Annotated in this window: 12 protein-coding genes and 1 pseudogene; 10 read left to right on the top strand and 3 right to left on the bottom strand. The window is 68.4% G+C overall.

Going from position 1 to position 15,538, the window contains the following annotated elements; genetic code table 11:
• Positions 1-620: 620 nt before the first annotated feature.
• Positions 621-1,637 (top strand): chemotaxis protein CheB, encoded by a 1,017-nt coding sequence (locus ACYCO6_RS22045; protein ID WP_459763288.1) that lies wholly within the window; start codon positions 621-623, stop codon positions 1,635-1,637.
• A 120-nt stretch (positions 1,638-1,757) separates the two neighbouring features.
• Here the strand turns inward: ACYCO6_RS22045 and ACYCO6_RS22040 are convergent.
• Positions 1,758-2,073: pseudogene (locus tag ACYCO6_RS22040) on the bottom strand (hypothetical protein); the annotation flags it as partial.
• Positions 2,074-2,219: 146 nt separating this feature from the next.
• On the opposite strand from ACYCO6_RS22040, the gene ACYCO6_RS22035 reads away from it, so the two are divergent.
• Positions 2,220-3,281, top strand: a complete 1,062-nt coding sequence (locus ACYCO6_RS22035) for a DMT family transporter (protein WP_459763286.1) — start codon at positions 2,220-2,222, stop codon at positions 3,279-3,281.
• Between the two features lie 106 nt (positions 3,282-3,387).
• Here the strand turns inward: ACYCO6_RS22035 and ACYCO6_RS22030 are convergent, their stop codons facing one another.
• Complete coding sequence (locus ACYCO6_RS22030) at positions 3,388-4,290, bottom strand: MBL fold metallo-hydrolase (RefSeq protein ID WP_459763284.1); 903 nt, start codon at positions 4,288-4,290, stop codon at positions 3,388-3,390.
• 247 nt (positions 4,291-4,537) lie between these two features.
• On the opposite strand from ACYCO6_RS22030, the gene ACYCO6_RS22025 reads away from it, so the two are divergent.
• The 4 genes from ACYCO6_RS22025 (at position 4,538) to ACYCO6_RS22010 (ending at position 7,604) form a co-directional block, all read left to right on the top strand.
• On the top strand, positions 4,538-5,203 hold the full coding sequence (locus tag ACYCO6_RS22025) for an SCO family protein (protein ID WP_459763282.1): 666 nt from the start codon (positions 4,538-4,540) through the stop codon (positions 5,201-5,203).
• 89 nt (positions 5,204-5,292) lie between these two features.
• On the top strand, positions 5,293-6,882 hold the full coding sequence (locus ACYCO6_RS22020; RefSeq protein ID WP_459773659.1) for an OpgD/OpgG family glucan biosynthesis protein: 1,590 nt from the start codon (positions 5,293-5,295) through the stop codon (positions 6,880-6,882).
• Between the two features lie 103 nt (positions 6,883-6,985).
• Complete coding sequence (locus ACYCO6_RS22015) at positions 6,986-7,219, top strand: hypothetical protein (protein ID WP_459763280.1); 234 nt, start codon at positions 6,986-6,988, stop codon at positions 7,217-7,219.
• Between the two features lie 4 nt (positions 7,220-7,223).
• Positions 7,224-7,604, top strand: a complete 381-nt coding sequence (locus tag ACYCO6_RS22010; protein WP_459763278.1) for a hypothetical protein — start codon at positions 7,224-7,226, stop codon at positions 7,602-7,604.
• Between the two features lie 9 nt (positions 7,605-7,613).
• Here ACYCO6_RS22010 and ACYCO6_RS22005 read toward each other — a convergent pair whose 3' ends face one another.
• Positions 7,614-7,976, bottom strand: coding sequence for a DUF6894 family protein (locus ACYCO6_RS22005; protein WP_459763276.1), 363 nt, complete (start codon positions 7,974-7,976; stop codon positions 7,614-7,616).
• A gap of 1,261 nt (positions 7,977-9,237) precedes the next feature.
• Between ACYCO6_RS22005 and rpoN the strand changes: the two genes are divergently transcribed.
• The 4 genes from rpoN to ACYCO6_RS21985 all read left to right on the top strand — a co-directional run bounded on the left by rpoN (position 9,238) and on the right by ACYCO6_RS21985 (position 15,536).
• Positions 9,238-10,812, top strand: a complete 1,575-nt coding sequence (gene rpoN, locus ACYCO6_RS22000; protein WP_459763274.1) for an RNA polymerase factor sigma-54 — start codon at positions 9,238-9,240, stop codon at positions 10,810-10,812.
• 74 nt (positions 10,813-10,886) lie between these two features.
• A complete protein-coding gene (gene glmU, locus ACYCO6_RS21995) occupies positions 10,887-12,266 on the top strand; it encodes a bifunctional UDP-N-acetylglucosamine diphosphorylase/glucosamine-1-phosphate N-acetyltransferase GlmU (protein WP_459763272.1) in 1,380 nt (459 codons plus the stop codon).
• A 155-nt stretch (positions 12,267-12,421) separates the two neighbouring features.
• On the top strand, positions 12,422-14,248 hold the full coding sequence (glmS, locus tag ACYCO6_RS21990; RefSeq protein WP_459763270.1) for a glutamine--fructose-6-phosphate transaminase (isomerizing): 1,827 nt from the start codon (positions 12,422-12,424) through the stop codon (positions 14,246-14,248).
• Between the two features lie 628 nt (positions 14,249-14,876).
• On the top strand, positions 14,877-15,536 hold the full coding sequence (locus tag ACYCO6_RS21985; RefSeq protein WP_459773657.1) for a response regulator: 660 nt from the start codon (positions 14,877-14,879) through the stop codon (positions 15,534-15,536).
• Positions 15,537-15,538 lie beyond the last annotated feature (2 nt).

The raw sequence follows: 15,538 nt of genomic DNA, 5'->3' as shown, positions 1-15,538 counted from the left end.
GATCTATATCGTGGTACTTAGCTCTGTTCCAAGAAGAATCGCTCCTTACAAGACTACAGCCTGGTCTTACACTGCTCCAGACACAACGAGGGGCCGCTCCCGCGAGCAGCCCCTCCATTGTCGGACCGCGGCCGGCATGCGACCGCAACGACGTCGCTCTATGCAGCGCGGACTTCACCAGAGGCGAGCATCCCGGTTACCGGCGCGCACGACCGCGGCGTTAGACAATGAGACACTGGATCACCTCCTTTCACTTGTTGATCGGAGACGGCGATTTGGGCCCCCGTCGCCTTGCGCACAAGACGTGAACATCTGCCCTACGAGCATGGAGGGAATGCATATGTGATCCGCCGCCCGAAATCGTCTTCGGGCAGCGCTGCAGCTTGCCTCGACGCCCGGGCCCTCAGATCGTCGATTGCGCGGTCCGATCCAATGAACATGCTGACGCAAGGGCGGAATGACCCAGAAGGTTGGTTTGCAGGCCTTCGCAGGCCCGAGCAATATCTCCCCTCTGATCAGGATCAGGTTTGCCGGATCGTTCATCGATCTGATCTGCCTCAATGCGGCGACGGCACATCAACCCGAGCCTGCGGCCACCTCGCACACGCGGAGGCGGGCCGATGGGTGAGCGGATCGTCGTAATCGGCGCATCGTTGAGCGGCATCGACGCCCTGCGTCGGCTGATCGCGGGCCTCCCGGCCGACTTCCCCGCGCCGATCCTCATCTGCCAGCACGTCGCGCCGCACAGCCCCGGTCTCCTGCCGCAGATCCTGGCCGAAGCCGGTCAGCTTGAGGCTGTGCACCCGAAGTCGCCACAGGTGCTGGAGCCAGGCACCATCTATGTCGCCCCGCCGGATCGTCACATGCTCGTAGAGAAGGGCTTTGTTCGACTGTCCCACGGGCCGCACGAGAACTTCGCGCGCCCGGCCGTCGATCCGCTGTTTCGATCGGCGGCCATCGCCTATGGCCCGGCTGCCGTGGGCGTCGTGCTGACCGGGCAACTCGATGATGGTACGGCCGGACTCCTGGCGATCAAGGACCGGGGCGGCACCACGATCGTCCAAGAGCCCTCCGAAGCGACCGCGCCGTCCATGCCGACAAGTGCGTTGCGGCATGTTCCCGTTGATCACCGATGCGGGCTCGCCGAAATGGCCGATCTGCTGACCGGACTCGCCCGCGACGACCCGAATGGTGTGGAGGCCGAACCCGACACCAGGGCGCTCATCGAGACCGAGAACAGGATCGCTCAAGGGGTGTTCAGGGTGGAGGACTGGTGGCGCTTCGAGCAGATGAGCACGCCTTCCGGCTATAACTGCCCGACGTGCCGAAGCGCGGTCTACGAGGTAAGGGACAAGCGGCTACTGCGCTTCCGCTGCCGCTCCGGACATGCCTTCTCCGCCCTGAGCCTGCTGAGCGGGCAGGCCGATGCACGCGAGTACCTCCTGTCGTCACTCTTCGGAACGCTGGTCGAGGAGACGAGCTTGACCAAGCGGCTCCTGGGCATGCCCGAATATGCGGGCGAGCCGCACATCAGCGGCGGCCTTGCCGCTCGCGCGACAGAATTGGAGATTGAAAGCGGGCAGGTCTGCGGGTGGCTCCACGCGCTCACGGGGCTGGTCGAGCCCGAGCCAGATTGAAGAATCGACGCCCAGTGGAGAGCTCCCTTTCAACGTCCGCAACGCGTCAGAACGGCGACTGCAGGTGCAGGTTGTCGATCGGCGGCGTAGTCTCTCTGCCTTGAGGCGGCTGAGAAACGTGTGGGGCAGTCCATGAGCCTGCCACGGCGCGATCCGGAAGGCTATCGCGCGGAATGTGCCGTCAGCGATTAAGCAAACCCTGGCGCCATATCCGCCACGCGATCGGCCCCGGATTCACGATCGACTCGTTCGGCTGCAGGTCCCCCCTTTCGCGGCCCAGCTCTTACGGGTTCGCGCGCCATTTGGCGCCGTTCCGACAACGCCACAGGAAAGCCCAGAGCGTGCGCCGAAGCCCCTGCGGTCGCGTCGTCTTCGCCTACAGCCGACAAGCCTCGATCGGTAACACCAGAACAGCCCGTCTCGCGTCGCTCAGCATCGTCCCTGTTGAGATTGAAGGCAGGAATCGCACGCCGTGATCGATGGTTCAGGCGACGACAGGCTCTTGGAGCTGTTCCCGCGCAGATCGAGATTCGGTGCCGGGCTTGGCTCAACAGCCAGGACGGCGCCTGCTAGGGTCGCGGCATGAGACTCGCGCTAGCACATCTGTGGCCGGGCGTGCCCTTCGCTCTGTTGTCCGCCATCCTGTTCGGGGCTTCGGCCCCGTTCGCGAAGCTGCTGCTCGGCACGGTGTCGCCACAACTGCTGGCCGGGGTGCTCTATCTCGGCGCGGGCATCGGCCTGGCTGTCGTGCATGGCGCCCGGGCGGCATTCGGGCTCTCGGTCCCGGAGGCGCCCCTGCGTCGTCACGATCTGCCGTGGTTGGCGATAGTCGTCCTGTTCGGTGGCCTGGCCGGGCCGCTGCTGCTCATGCTGGGCCTGACCTACACGTCGGCCGCCTCCGGCTCGCTGCTGCTGAACCTTGAGGCTCTGGCCACCATGCTTATCGCATGGGCGATCTTCCGGGAAAACGTCGACCGACGACTGATGCTGGGGGCGTTCGCCATCCTCGCAGGCGCGGCCGTGCTGACTTGGAACAGCGCAGGCGTGCGTCTGGACGCCGGCGCGGCTCTGATCTCGGCGGCCTGCCTCGCCTGGGGCATCGACAACAACTTGACACGCAAGTTGTCGTCTTCCGATCCGGTGCTGACAGCCATCATCAAGGGCCTTGCCGCAGGCAGCGTGAACGTGGCCCTTGCTCTGCTGATCGGCGCCACGCTGCCGCCGTTGACGACGCTCGGCGCGGCGGCCGTGATCGGCTTCCTCGGCGTCGGCGTCAGCCTCGTCCTGTTCATGCTGGCGCTGCGCCATCTCGGCGCGGCGCGGACGGGGGCGTACTTCTCGTTGGCGCCGTTTATCGGCGCGGTGATCGCGGTCCTACTTCTGGACGAGCGGGTCACGGCACAACTGGTGTCGGCGGGGTTGCTAATGGGAATTGGCCTCTGGTTGCACCTCGCCGAGCGGCACGAGCACGAGCACGTCCATGACGCGCTGGAGCACGAGCATCTCCATGTCCACGATGACCATCACCGTCACGCGCATGACGGGCCGGTGACAGAGCCGCACTCACATTGGCACCGGCACGAACCTCTGCGGCACACGCATCCGCACTACCCCGACCTGCACCATCAGCACGGGCATCCCTAGGCGCAGCCGCTGTGATCCGCTGCCTACTCCAAGCCAAGACAGGCCGGAGCCGCGCGTAAGTAACATTCCAAGCTGGGAGACGTCTCGGGACGCCGCGCGCCTGAGCCTAGCGCGGCGCCGCGTAGGCCGAGCCGTCCGAGGCGCGGAGCGGCTCGTCCACGTAGCGCCCCTGCTTCGGAACCGCGACCCGGTCGAAATCCTCCGCCAGCGCGTTGAGCGCACGGCGCATCTCCGGACCCTGCAGCGGTCGCCCGTGGCCGGTGATGACCCGTTCCGGATCGAGGGCGGCCAGCGTCCGGACGGAGGTCCGCGCGGCATCCCAGTCGATCGTCAGGTACATCGGCGGCCCGTGCAGTTCGGGCTCTTGGACCGCCACCGCGTAGACCGATTCCTGCGCCGTCGTCACGAAGGCATCGCCGACGATCAGCGTCCGGTCCCCCGCGCGCCAGAGCGAGATGTGGCCCGGCGCGTGACCCGGCGTATGGATCCAGCGCCAGCCTGGCAGGGGCGGAACTGACCCGTCCTCCGGCAGGGTCTTCAGGTGCCGGGAGACGTCGACCGGCCGGGTCGGAAAGAGCGGCGAGAGCCGTCCCAGCAGGCCGCCGCCGACACTCGGATCCGGCGTCGGATAAGAGGCGCTGCCGTCGAGATACGGCCGCTCGAGCGCGTGCGCGTAGACAGGCACGTCCCACTCCGCGGCGAGATCCTCCAGCACGCCGACATGGTCGAAATGGCCGTGGGTCTGCACGATTGCGCAGGGCCGCGCGCCGGCGCCGAAGCGCGCCCGGGCGGCCGCCTCGATCGCCCGCTTCGAGCCCATCACCCCTGCATCGACCAGAACCCAGCCGCGGTCGCCCGCCCCGGGTTCCCCGACGAAGACCACGTTGACCAGGACGTGGCGCTGGTAGGCGATGTCGCGGGTGATCGCATGGGTGGCATCGTCCCGTTCGGCGTCGCGCTGGGGGTCGTCGGCCCGCGCCTTCGGGTCGACGGGGATCTGCTGGGCCATCTACGGCGACTCCCGTGGCTGTTCTCGACGCGCGACGGACAGGATCGCGTTCCGCCTAAATCATTGCGGACGCAGCCTTTTTCGGCCGAGGCGCACAGCCTTCGGCGCAGGATGCTCAAGAGCGTCCGCATCCTGCCAACCGGCCTTGCCAGGACGGGTTCCCCGGCGGCTGAGGCCCGCAGGAACATCGCGCCGGCCGATGCGGGCCCCATATTGCAGGTGTCGATGCGCCTTCGCAGGTCACACCATGGCACCGAGCCCGATCGCCCTCATCGCCTCCGCCGCCCTCGTTGCCGTGGTCGCCGCCGGCGCCGGGGCGATCGTTCTGCAGCAGGGCTCGCGTTTCAGCCATCCGCGCAAGGTCGGCGGTACCTTCGCCATGTCGGATCTCGACGGGCGCCCGGTGAGCCAGGCCGATCTCCTCGGCAAGCCGACCGTCCTGTTCTTCGGCTTCACCCACTGCCCGGAGGTCTGCCCGACGACGCTCGCCACGCTGGCCAGCGCGCTCGGCCGCATGGGGCGCGACGCGGACCGCCTCAACGTGGTCTTCGTTACGCTCGACCCGGAGCGGGACACGCCCGAGTCCCTGCGCGAATACCTGGCCTCGTTCGATCCGCGCATCCGCGGCTTCGTCGGCACGCCGGATCAGGTCTCCCACATGGCCGATGCGTACCACGTGGCCTACAAGCGTGTGCCGACCCAGGACGGTGACTACACGATGGAGCATTCGGCCACCGTCGAGCTGTTCGATAAGACCGGCCGGATGGTCGGGGAAATCGGCTACGGCGAGGACGAATCGCGGGCGCTGTCCAAGCTCATCACCTTGGCACTGCCGGGCCAGTGCGCGCCCGGCGGCGGGGCCAATCTATGGGCCAGCGACGGGTCCCCGGGGGCCTGCGGTCCGCGGAGCTGAGCGGCAACCGTGAAAATTGCGCCGCCGCGCCAGCGTGGCTAGAGGGCGACGTGGGTCGCGAGACCCAGCCAGAACTCCGGGGCTTCAGCTTGATCACCCGCCGCGTCCTGACCGCCCTCGGGCTCCTCGCCCTGACGCCCTTCTCGGGGCCCTCCCTGGCCGCTCCCAGCGGACCGCGCCTCGCGCCGCCCGAACCCATGGATTTCGATCGGCTGAAGGATCTCGCCCGCAGCCTGCGGGATCGGCCCTACGCGCCGCCGCCGGAAGCCCCCGCCTCGGCGGCGCTCGACGCCCTGACCTACGGGCCGATGCAGGAGATCCACTACCCGCCGGGGAGAGCCCTGTTCGCCGACAGCCTGTACCCCGTGACCTTCTTCCATCTCGGCAACTTCTTCCGGCATCCCGTGAAGGTCTACGCCCTGGAGGGCGGACAGGCCCGTGAAGTGCTCTACGCCCACGACCTGTTCACCTATCCGGCCGGCAACCCGGCGAGGGATGTCCCGGACGGCGCCGGCTTCGCCGGCTTTCGATTCCAGAAAGTCCCGGCCGGTCAGCCGGGCGACGACGCCGACTGGCTTGCCTTCCTCGGCGCGTCCTACTTTCGCGCCGCCGGCGACGGCCAGCAATACGGCGCCTCCGCCCGGGGCATCGCCATCGACACCGCGCCCGGCCCGGGAAAGACCGAGGAATTCCCGGTCTTCACGCGGTTCTACGTCAGTCCGGCCACCGACGGGGCGGTCACCGTGCTGGCCCTGCTCGAAGGCCAGAGCCTCACCGGCGCCTACCGGTTCGTCGCCCGCAAGGAGCCGCACGTCGTCATCGACGTCGCCTGCACGCTGTACATGCGCAGATCCGTTGAGCGGTTCGGCATGGCACCGCTGACCTCGATGCTCTGGTACTCCGAGGGGATGAGCCGGTTCCTGGCGAGCGACTGGCGGCCCGAAGTGCACGATTCCGACGGCCTGCTGATGCAGACCGGCGCTGGGGAGATCATCTGGCGGCCGCTCAACAACCCGCCGCGGCTCAGCGTCAGCGCTTTCGCGGACCGGTCGCCCAAGGGCTTCGGCCTGCTCCAGCGCGACCGCGCCTTCGAGAACTACATCGACGACGGTTTCGAGGAGAACCGGCCCGACATCTGGGTCGAGCCGCAGGGGGACTGGGGCCAAGGCAGCGTGCAACTGGTGGAGATCCCCACCCATCAGGAGACCGACGACAACATCGTCGCCCTATGGGTTCCGGCCGACCCGCCGCAGGCCGGAAGCGATCGCAGCTTCGCCTACCGGCTGCGCTGGCCCGTGCGGGAGCCGATCGCCACGAATCTCGCCCGCTGCGTGGCGACGCGAGCGACCAAGGGGTCCTGGCTCGCGGATGCGGATCGGCGTCCGGGACGCGCCAACCTCGTGAGGCAATTCGTCCTCGAATTCGAGGGGGCGGCCCTGTCGGGCCTCGACCCGGAGAAGGCAACGGTCGCACTCGCGCTCTCCCGCGGCAGCGCCGAGGAGGTGGGCGCCACCTGGGCGCCGTATGGGAAGGCGAGTCCGTGGCGGGTCTTCCTCAAGATCTATGCGGAAGGGCCGGACCCGGTCGAGATGCGTCTGCAGCTGAAGTTTGGCGACAGGCTGCTTTCCGAAACCTGGGCGTACCAATACTATCCTGAGGCCCCCGGAACGGTCCTGTAACCGGCGGGTTGGCCGCCTTGCCGGCCCGGGTCCGCCCTCCGTGGAAGCCCGGCCCTGGATCGCAGCCGCGGCCAGTATGTCCGTCGTCTCATCCGAGGCCGTCATGAACGGCGAACGACCGCCCGACTCGCCGCATCTCCCAGAGACGCTCACGCGCCTGCTCAAGGCGCCCAAGAGCGCCATCTGGCCGACGCCGGAGGACCGGCACCGCCTGCATCTCGGCCGCCAGAGGCCGCGCGAGCCGAGCCGCGCCGTCCTGGGTGTCTGGCTCTGGGCGATCCTCTACAACCTCGTCGGCTTCGCGATTCTCGCGGCCCTGTGGCGGACGATGCACTGACCCGATGACACGAGACGATCTCGATCCGGCGCGCCTGCCGCGCCGCACCCTCGCGGCGCTGCTCCTGTTCGGCCTGGCCGCGCCACCCGCGGCGGCGCAGACACCTGGAAATGCGCTCAATGCAGATGATGGGACCGGGGCGGTCAAGGTCTGCTCGCCGGTGGCGATGCCGCGCTGGCGATCGATGACCCCAGTGCCTAAGACCTGGACCTTCCTGGACTGCATGGGCTTCTCGGGCGAGATGGGGGCAAGCCATTTCCAACTCGGCTGCCTGTTCACCAACGTCACGCCCTACGCGCAGAAATACGCCTGGGGGCCGATGGTGCAGATCGAGAAGTCCGCACTGGCCAAGCCGCAGCCGCCCGTCCCCAATTGCGGCTGGTAGCGGGCCGGATCAGCCCTCGTCCGGCTGCCAATCCACGTCGAGGGCAAGACGCGCCCGAAAGACGACGCTGCCGGCCTCGTCCCTGACATGCGCCTCGAGGCACAGGCTGGCAGGCCCTCCTGCCGGCAGCCGCATCGGCCTCACGCGGAGCAGGTCGTGCGCGGCCTCGACAAGGGCTTCGGCTGCCGAGAGGCACGCCTCGTTGCGATCAGCGAAATCGATCCCCTCCTCGTCGCGTGACCATCCCTGGCCGTCGATGAAATCGGTAAAGTAGCGCACGGCGCTGAGCCTCACGGGCAAACGAGGAGCCTGACCGGCGCCCTGACCATTATCGGCGACCTGTTTGAGGGGGCCTGTGTCAGCACCGCGCATCAGATCAGCCGGTCTACCGCCTCGAACGACCTGCGTTCAGCGCGCAGGTATAACGGAGTCCCCGCTAAGCCATCGTCAAGCCATTGTCTAACACTGGACAAAACCTAAGGTAAGTTCTGCACCTCATCAAGGTGGAAAGACGATCGCAGGCGCGGTCGGCGTCCCGCTCCAACGCGGGAATTAGACCCGCCTGCGGTCACTCGGACACCGCGCGCCGGATCGGGCCGGCCTAGCCGAAAATACGAGTCTGCGTCGGGGGCGCAGGCGACACGCCTCGCTTCTCCGCGGTTGGCAGGACGTTTTGGAACGCACCGGTACTTCCGTCGCGCGACTCACCCAGCGTGGCCTGACGACGCGGGCACACCTCTCAGATGCGCGCAGGCCCGATGGTCGGCCTCGTAGCTGAGCAACCCGACCGGTCGGGGAGCGGGCCGCCATGATCGACCGCGAGGCACCTGCGGGCAGGGCGAGGTGCGCTGCCATCCTCGGTGGATTGCGGCCCGAACCTATCATCGCGGTGATCTGAAATGCCCCGCCACTTTCTCAACGTCAGGCGGCACGGCACACTGATCCGGGACCAGGAAGGCGATGACCTCCCCATGAGGCTGCCGCGAAAGGATGCGCTTGCGACCTCCTCTGCGAGATGCGGCGCCTTCCGCATAGCCTGACACGACGGAGCAAAGGCCGCCCTCGAGGAAGACCGCGTGCGGAATGGTCCTGGCCTGCTCGACGAGCACGATACCGCGAAGGCAGCTCAAATGGCTCGAGATCGGGTCCGAGCAGCGCGCTATCAGCGACGGTGAGGACGGCGAGGAGCCGGTTCTGATGTGTCACCGGAGAAGCGCGAGGGAAACAGGCGGCCGCCGCTCCGACTCACGCCCTCCGAATCGAGGCGTCACCCTGACGCATGCTTCGAGGGCCAAGCCAATGCGCGCGGATCGTGCATTTCGCCAGAGAAGCGGCTGCAATCCGACAGATCGTCCGTCACGAGACTCGGGCGGTCGCGCGAACTCGGGTCCGGAAACGCGCAAGGCTCCGTTAAATTCGCCCGTTCAGATTGATCGACTCCCTCTCAGCAAGTGTGACCGGCGCGCTACGCGGCCAGCCTGACCGCTGAATTTCCAACACACCAACGCGCCGAGGTGCTTTGACGCGCCCGCCCGATCGGTCTAAAACAGGCGCAACGGGACAAGCAAGAACCATGCCGTGAGCAGCGTGGCTCCGGCTGGAGAACCGCGCTGAAAGGGCATCGGGGCCTCGCATGAGTTTGGTGCAACGGCTGGAAGTGCGTCAGGGCCAAGCCCTGGTGATGACGCCGCAGCTCCTGCAAGCGATCAAACTCCTGCAGCTCTCGCAGCTCGATCTCGCGGCCTATGTCGAGGCCGAGTTGGAGCGCAATCCGCTCCTGGAGCGCGTCGAGCCAGACCTGCCCGCCTCGAACGAGGGAGCCGATGCGGGCGCTCACCAAGAGGATGCGAGCGCCGATGGCTTCGAGAACGGCGAGCCCGAATCGTGGCTGTCCTCCGAACTCAATCCCAGCCGCGGCGAGATCGAGAGCGATTTCGACACCCGGCTCGACAATGTCTTCCCCGACGAAGGGCCGATCCAGGCGCGGCAGGGGGACGGCGGCGACATGCTTTCGCTGACGCCGCCGCCCTACGGCAGTACCGGGGGCAGCTTCGATGCCGAGGCCCCCGATTTCGAGGCGACGCTCACGGCCGAGACCTCGCTGCGGGACCACCTCGCCGGCCAGCTCGACTTGGCGACCCGGGATCCCGCCGAGCGGCTGATCGGCGGCTTCCTCATCGACGCCGTCGACGAGGCCGGATATCTGCGCGAGACGGTTGAGGGCGTGGCCGAACGTCTGGCCGCCGACCCGGCCCTCGTGGCGCGGGTGCTGTCGCTCGTCCAGACTTTCGACCCGCCCGGAATTGCCGCGCGCGATCTCGCCGAATGCATGGCAATCCAGCTTCGCGAGCGCGACCGGTTCGACCCGGCCATGCAGGCGCTGGTCTCGCGACTCGACCTCGTGGCCAAGCGCGATTTCGGCGCGCTGCGCCGCCTCTGCGGCGTCGACGATGAGGATCTGGTCGACATGCTGGGCGAGATTCGCCGCCTCGACCCGAAGCCTGGCCGGGCCTTCGGATCGAGCGCCGTGGAGGTGCTGGTCCCCGACGTGTTCGTGCGCGCGGCCCCCGACGGATCCTGGCTGGTCGAGCTGAACAGCGAGGCCCTTCCGCGAGTGCTGGTGAACCAGAGCTACTACGCCCGCGTTTCGCGCAACGCCCGACAGGAAGGCGACAAGGCCTTCCTGTCGGAGGCCCTCCAGAACGCCAACTGGCTCACCCGGTCGCTCGAGCAGCGCGCCCGCACCATCCTCAAGGTGGCCACTGAGATCGTCCGCCAGCAGGACGGGTTCTTCGTCCACGGCGTCACGCATCTGCGCCCGCTCAACCTCAAGACGGTGGCGGAGGCGATCGGCATGCACGAATCGACCGTGTCGCGCGTCACCTCCAACAAGGCGATCGGCACCAGCCGCGGCACGCTGGAGATGAAGTATTTCTTCACCGCGGCGATCCCCGGCGCGGCCGGCATGGCGGCACATTCCTCCGAAGCCGTGCGCCACCGTATCAAACAGCTCGTCGACGGCGAGACACCGGACGACGTTCTCTCCGACGACGCGCTCGTGCAAAAGCTGCGCAGCGAGGGCGTCGACATCGCGCGCCGCACGGTGGCGAAATACCGGGAGTCGCTGCGGATCCCGAGCTCGATCGAGCGCCGCCGCGAACGCTACGCTCACGGCTCCGCCCACCACGGGGCGCTCGCGCTGCGCTGAGCGCGCGGCCGGGCTTGCGCTGAGCGCGCGTCCGGCCCATCCGTCGCGCGCCGAACACTGAGCCTGGACCTAGGATGACCCCGACCGGAACGCCCCAGCGCAGCCTCACCGCCATCGTGCTCGCGGCCGGGAAGGGCACACGGATGCGCTCGGACCTGCCGAAGGTGCTCCATCGGATCGCCGGACAGAGCATGCTCGGCCACGTGCTGACCGCAGTTCAGGCCGCGGGCGCGGGCCGTATCGCCGTGGTGGCCGAGCCCGGCCGCGACGATGTCGCCGCCGAGATCGCCCGGCAGGCGCCCGGCGCGCAGATCTTTCCCCAGGCCGAGCGGCTCGGGACCGCCCACGCGGTTCTAGCGGCGCGGGACGTGCTCGCCCAGCCGGACGACGATGTCGTCATCGCCTTCGGCGACACGCCCCTGATCACCGCCGAGACCTTCCTGAGGCTGCGCGCGCCGCTGGCGGACGGCGCCGCCGTCGCCGTGCTCGCCTTCGAGACCGAGAGGCCCTCGGGCTATGGGCGCGTGCTGACCGAGGGCAGCCGCGTCCTAGCCATTCGCGAGGAGAAGGACGCCAGCCCGGAGGAGCGGGCCGTCACCCTTTGCAATGCCGGGCTGATGGCGATCGCGGGACGACACGCCCTCGCTCTGCTCACCCGCATCGGCAACGACAACGTGGCCGGCGAGTATTATCTCCCCGACGCCGTGGCGTTGGCGGTGGCCGGCGGGCTTCGGGTCACCGTCGTGCCTGTGGACGAGGCGGAGGCGCAAGGGGTCAACGACCGGGTGCAGCTCAGTGTCGCCGAAGCCGCGATCCAGGCCCGGCTGCGCCGCAGCGCGATGCTGAGCGGTGCGACCCTGATCGCGCCGGAGACCGTGTTCCTCAGCCACGACACCGTGCTCGGGCGCGACGTGGTCGTGGAGCCCAACGTGGTGTTCGGGCCGGGAGTGCGCGTCGGGGACGGCTGCACCGTCCGATCCTTTGCGCATCTCACGGACACAACCCTGGAAGCGGCCGTCCGGATCGGGCCGTTCGTTCGGCTTCGCGGGCATGCCGTGCTGGAGACCGGGGCGGAACTCGGCAATTTCGTCGAGCTGAAGAACGCCCATATGGGCGCCGGCGCCAAGGCCGCGCACCTTACCTATCTCGGCGACGCAGAGATCGGCGCGAAGGCCAATATCGGCGCTGGCACGATCACCTGCAATTACGACGGCGTCCTCAAGCACCGGACGACGATCGGCGCAGGCGCCTTCATCGGCTCGAATTCGGCGCTGGTGGCCCCGGTCACCGTGGGGGAGGGGGCCTACGTGGCCTCCGGTTCCGTGATCACGGACGACGTGCCGACGGACGCCATGGCGGTCGCCCGCGGCCGGCAGGCCGTGAAGCCCGGCTGGGCCAAGGAGAAGCGCGCCGCGCTGCAGGCCGAGAAGGCACGGCGGGGGAAGGGATCCTGAAAGGAGGCCGTTGCAAGTCGCGACACGGCCGGGGCTGGCCGATCGCTGCCCCGATCCGGTACAAGCCGCGCTTGGCCCTGCGCTGAGCGGGGCGGCCCGGACCTTGCGCGGCGCGTCCGCACGGTCATCCGAGCGTCAGAGCGAGAGACAGTTCCATGTGCGGCATCGTCGGCATCGTCGGGCGCGACGCGGTGGCGGGGCAGGTGATCGAGGCCCTGCGGCGACTCGAATACCGCGGCTATGATTCCGCCGGCATCGCCACCCTGGAGCACGGCCACTTGGAGCGGCGGCGCGCCTCGGGCAAGCTCGTCAACCTGGAGGCTAAGCTCGATCAGGAGCCGCTCACCGGCACGATCGGCATCGGCCACACCCGCTGGGCGACCCACGGGCGCCCCAACGAGACCAACGCCCACCCGCACGCCACCAAGCAGCTGGCCGTCGTGCACAACGGCATCATCGAGAACTTCCGCGAGCTGAAGCAGGAGCTGGAGGGCGAGGGGATCGTCTTCGAGACCGAGACCGACACCGAGGTCGTCGCCCAGCTCGTCAGCCGCAACATGGACCGGCAGATGGGCCCGGTGGAGGCGGTCGCCGCCGCCCTGCCGCGACTGCGCGGCGCCTTCGCGCTGGGCTTCATCTTCGCGGGCGAGGAGAACCTGCTGATCGGCGCCCGCCACGGCGCGCCGCTGGCGATCGGCTTCGGCCAGGGCGAGACCTATCTGGGCTCCGACGCCCTGGCGCTCGCCCCCTTCACCGACGCGATCACCTATCTCGACGAGGGTGACTGGGCGATCCTGTCCCGCAACGGCGCCGAGATCCGGGACGCGTCGGGTGCCGCGGTGGAGCGCCCCCGGCAGACAATCGCCACGCAGGCCTACCGGATCGACAAGGGCGAATACCGCCACTTCATGGCCAAGGAGATCCACGAGCAGCCCGAGGTCGTGGGCCGCACGCTCGCCCACTACGTCGACATGGCGCAAGGGCGGGTCATGCTGCCCGAGGCGCTGCCCTTCGACTTCGCCAAGCTCAGCCGCGTCTACATCACCGCCTGTGGCACCGCCTTCTATGCCGGGCTCGTGGCGCGCTACTGGTTCGAGCAGGTGGCGCGCCTGCCCGTGGAGATCGACGTCGCCTCCGAGGCGCGCTACCGCGAGGCGCCCCTGGAGAAGGACGGGCTGACGCTGGTGATCTCGCAATCGGGCGAGACCGCCGACACGCTGGCGTCCCTGCGCTACGCCAAGGCGCAAGGCCAGCACACGCTGAGCGTGGTCAACGTGCCGACCTCGACGATCGCGCGGGAATCCTCCGTGGTGATGCCGACGCTCGCCGGGCCGGAGATCGGCGTGGCCTCGACGAAGGCGTTCTCCTGCCAGCTCACCGTGCTGCTGTGCCTGGCCATCGCGGCGGGTCGGGCGCGGGGCACGCTGGACGAAGCGGGCGAGCGGCGTCTGGTCGACGCGCTGATCAAGGCGCCGGGCCTGATGGCGGAGGCGCTGACCCACGAGGCAGCGATCGAGGGCCTGGCCCGGGAGGTCGCGAAGGCGCGCGACGTGCTCTACCTGGGGCGCGGGACCAGCTACCCGATGGCGCTGGAGGGTGCGCTGAAGCTGAAGGAGATCAGCTACATCCACGCGGAGGGCTACGCGGCGGGCGAGCTGAAGCACGGGCCGATCGCGCTGATCGACGAGAGCGTACCGGTGATCGTGATCGCGCCGCACGACGCGGTGTTCGAGAAGACGGTGTCGAACATGCAGGAGGTGGCCGCCCGCGGCGGGCGGATCGTGCTGATCGGCGACGCCAAGGGGGCGGCCGAGCATGGGCTCGACACGCTCGCGACCTTCACCATGCCGGCGCTGGACGCCACGGTGGCGCCGATCGTCTACGCGGTGCCGATCCAGCTGCTGGCCTACCACACGGCGGTGTCCATGGGGAAAGACGTCGACCAGCCCAGGAACCTCGCGAAGTCGGTTACCGTGGAGTAGGGTCTCGTCACTGCGGTCGTCTACGACCGGAATCCGGGTTACCGCCCGCGCGACAGCGGCGCGGTTTCCTGGGTGGCCGGCCCGAAGCGCGTTCATTTCAAGCGGGTCGAATGGCCCGTCATTCCCGACCCCGGAACCGCCGCCGCGCTCCAGAACGGCGAGGTCGACTAGGGGGAGAATCCGATCAGCGACCTGCTGCCGGCCCTCGAGGGCCATCCGCAGCTCGCCACCCGTCTCGGTGTTCTCGGCACCGCGGGATCAAACACCAGGGCCCTTTCTGCCGACCGGGCAGTATTTCTACCGAACCGCTTACCGGCGCGAGATCCAGGACGTCGTCCAAGACCAGTTCGTGTTCTGGAACGCGCGCCGCGGCATGGACCTGACCGAGATTCGGGATCATGGCGGCCCGGGCGGCGATCGAGGCCGCTCTGTTCGCCGCTCAGGCGCCGCGCGACGGCGACCCGATCGCGGCGGTCTCCTCGTCCGGACCGGCATGCCCGGGCCTCGGGGCGAACGCGGTCTTCTCAACACCCGCTTGCGCCCCGGGCCGCTTCGATCAATTCTCAGACCTCCCGCCGATGTTTCCGGCGGATCCTGTAAGGATCTCGAGCAAAGGACCGCGTTGTCCGTGCATCTCCTGATCGTCGACGACCACCCGCTGTTCCGCGACGCCCTTGCGGCGACGATCCGCCTCGCGCATCCGGATGCCGTGCTGCACGAGGCCGACGGAATCGAGGCCGCCTGCGCGGCGCTCGCCGCGAACCGGAACATCGACCTGACGCTCCTCGACCTTTCCATGCGGGGGGTCACCGGCTTCGACGGGCTGATCACGATCCGGGCGAGCTTCCCACGGATCCCGATCCTGATCGTGTCGGGGCACGAGGATCCGCGTATCGTGCGCGAGGCCCTGCAGCACGGCGCGGCCGGTTTCGTCCCCAAGGCCATGGACAAGGCGACGCTCACCCGGGCCATTACCGAGGTTCTGAGCGGCGCGCTGTTCCTCCCCCCCGGCCTCGCCGAGGTGAATGCCCCGGCGCCGCGGAGCAAGAAAGCGCCGCTCGCCGAGCGCCTCGCACGGCTCACGCCGCAGCAGCTGCGGGTGCTGATGATGATCCGGCAGGGCAAGCTCAACAAGCAGATCGCCCACGAGCTTCAGGTCGGCGATTCCACCGTGAAGGCGCATGTCTCGGAGATCCTGCGCAAGCTGGAAGTGATCAGCCGCACGCAGATCGTGATCGACACTGCCTCCCTCGACTTCGACCAGATCCACAACGCTCACTCGGCCTGATC

It is taken from the genome of Methylobacterium sp. CM6257 (assembly GCF_054611515.1).
This window is presented reverse-complemented; position numbering and strand designations above follow the sequence as displayed.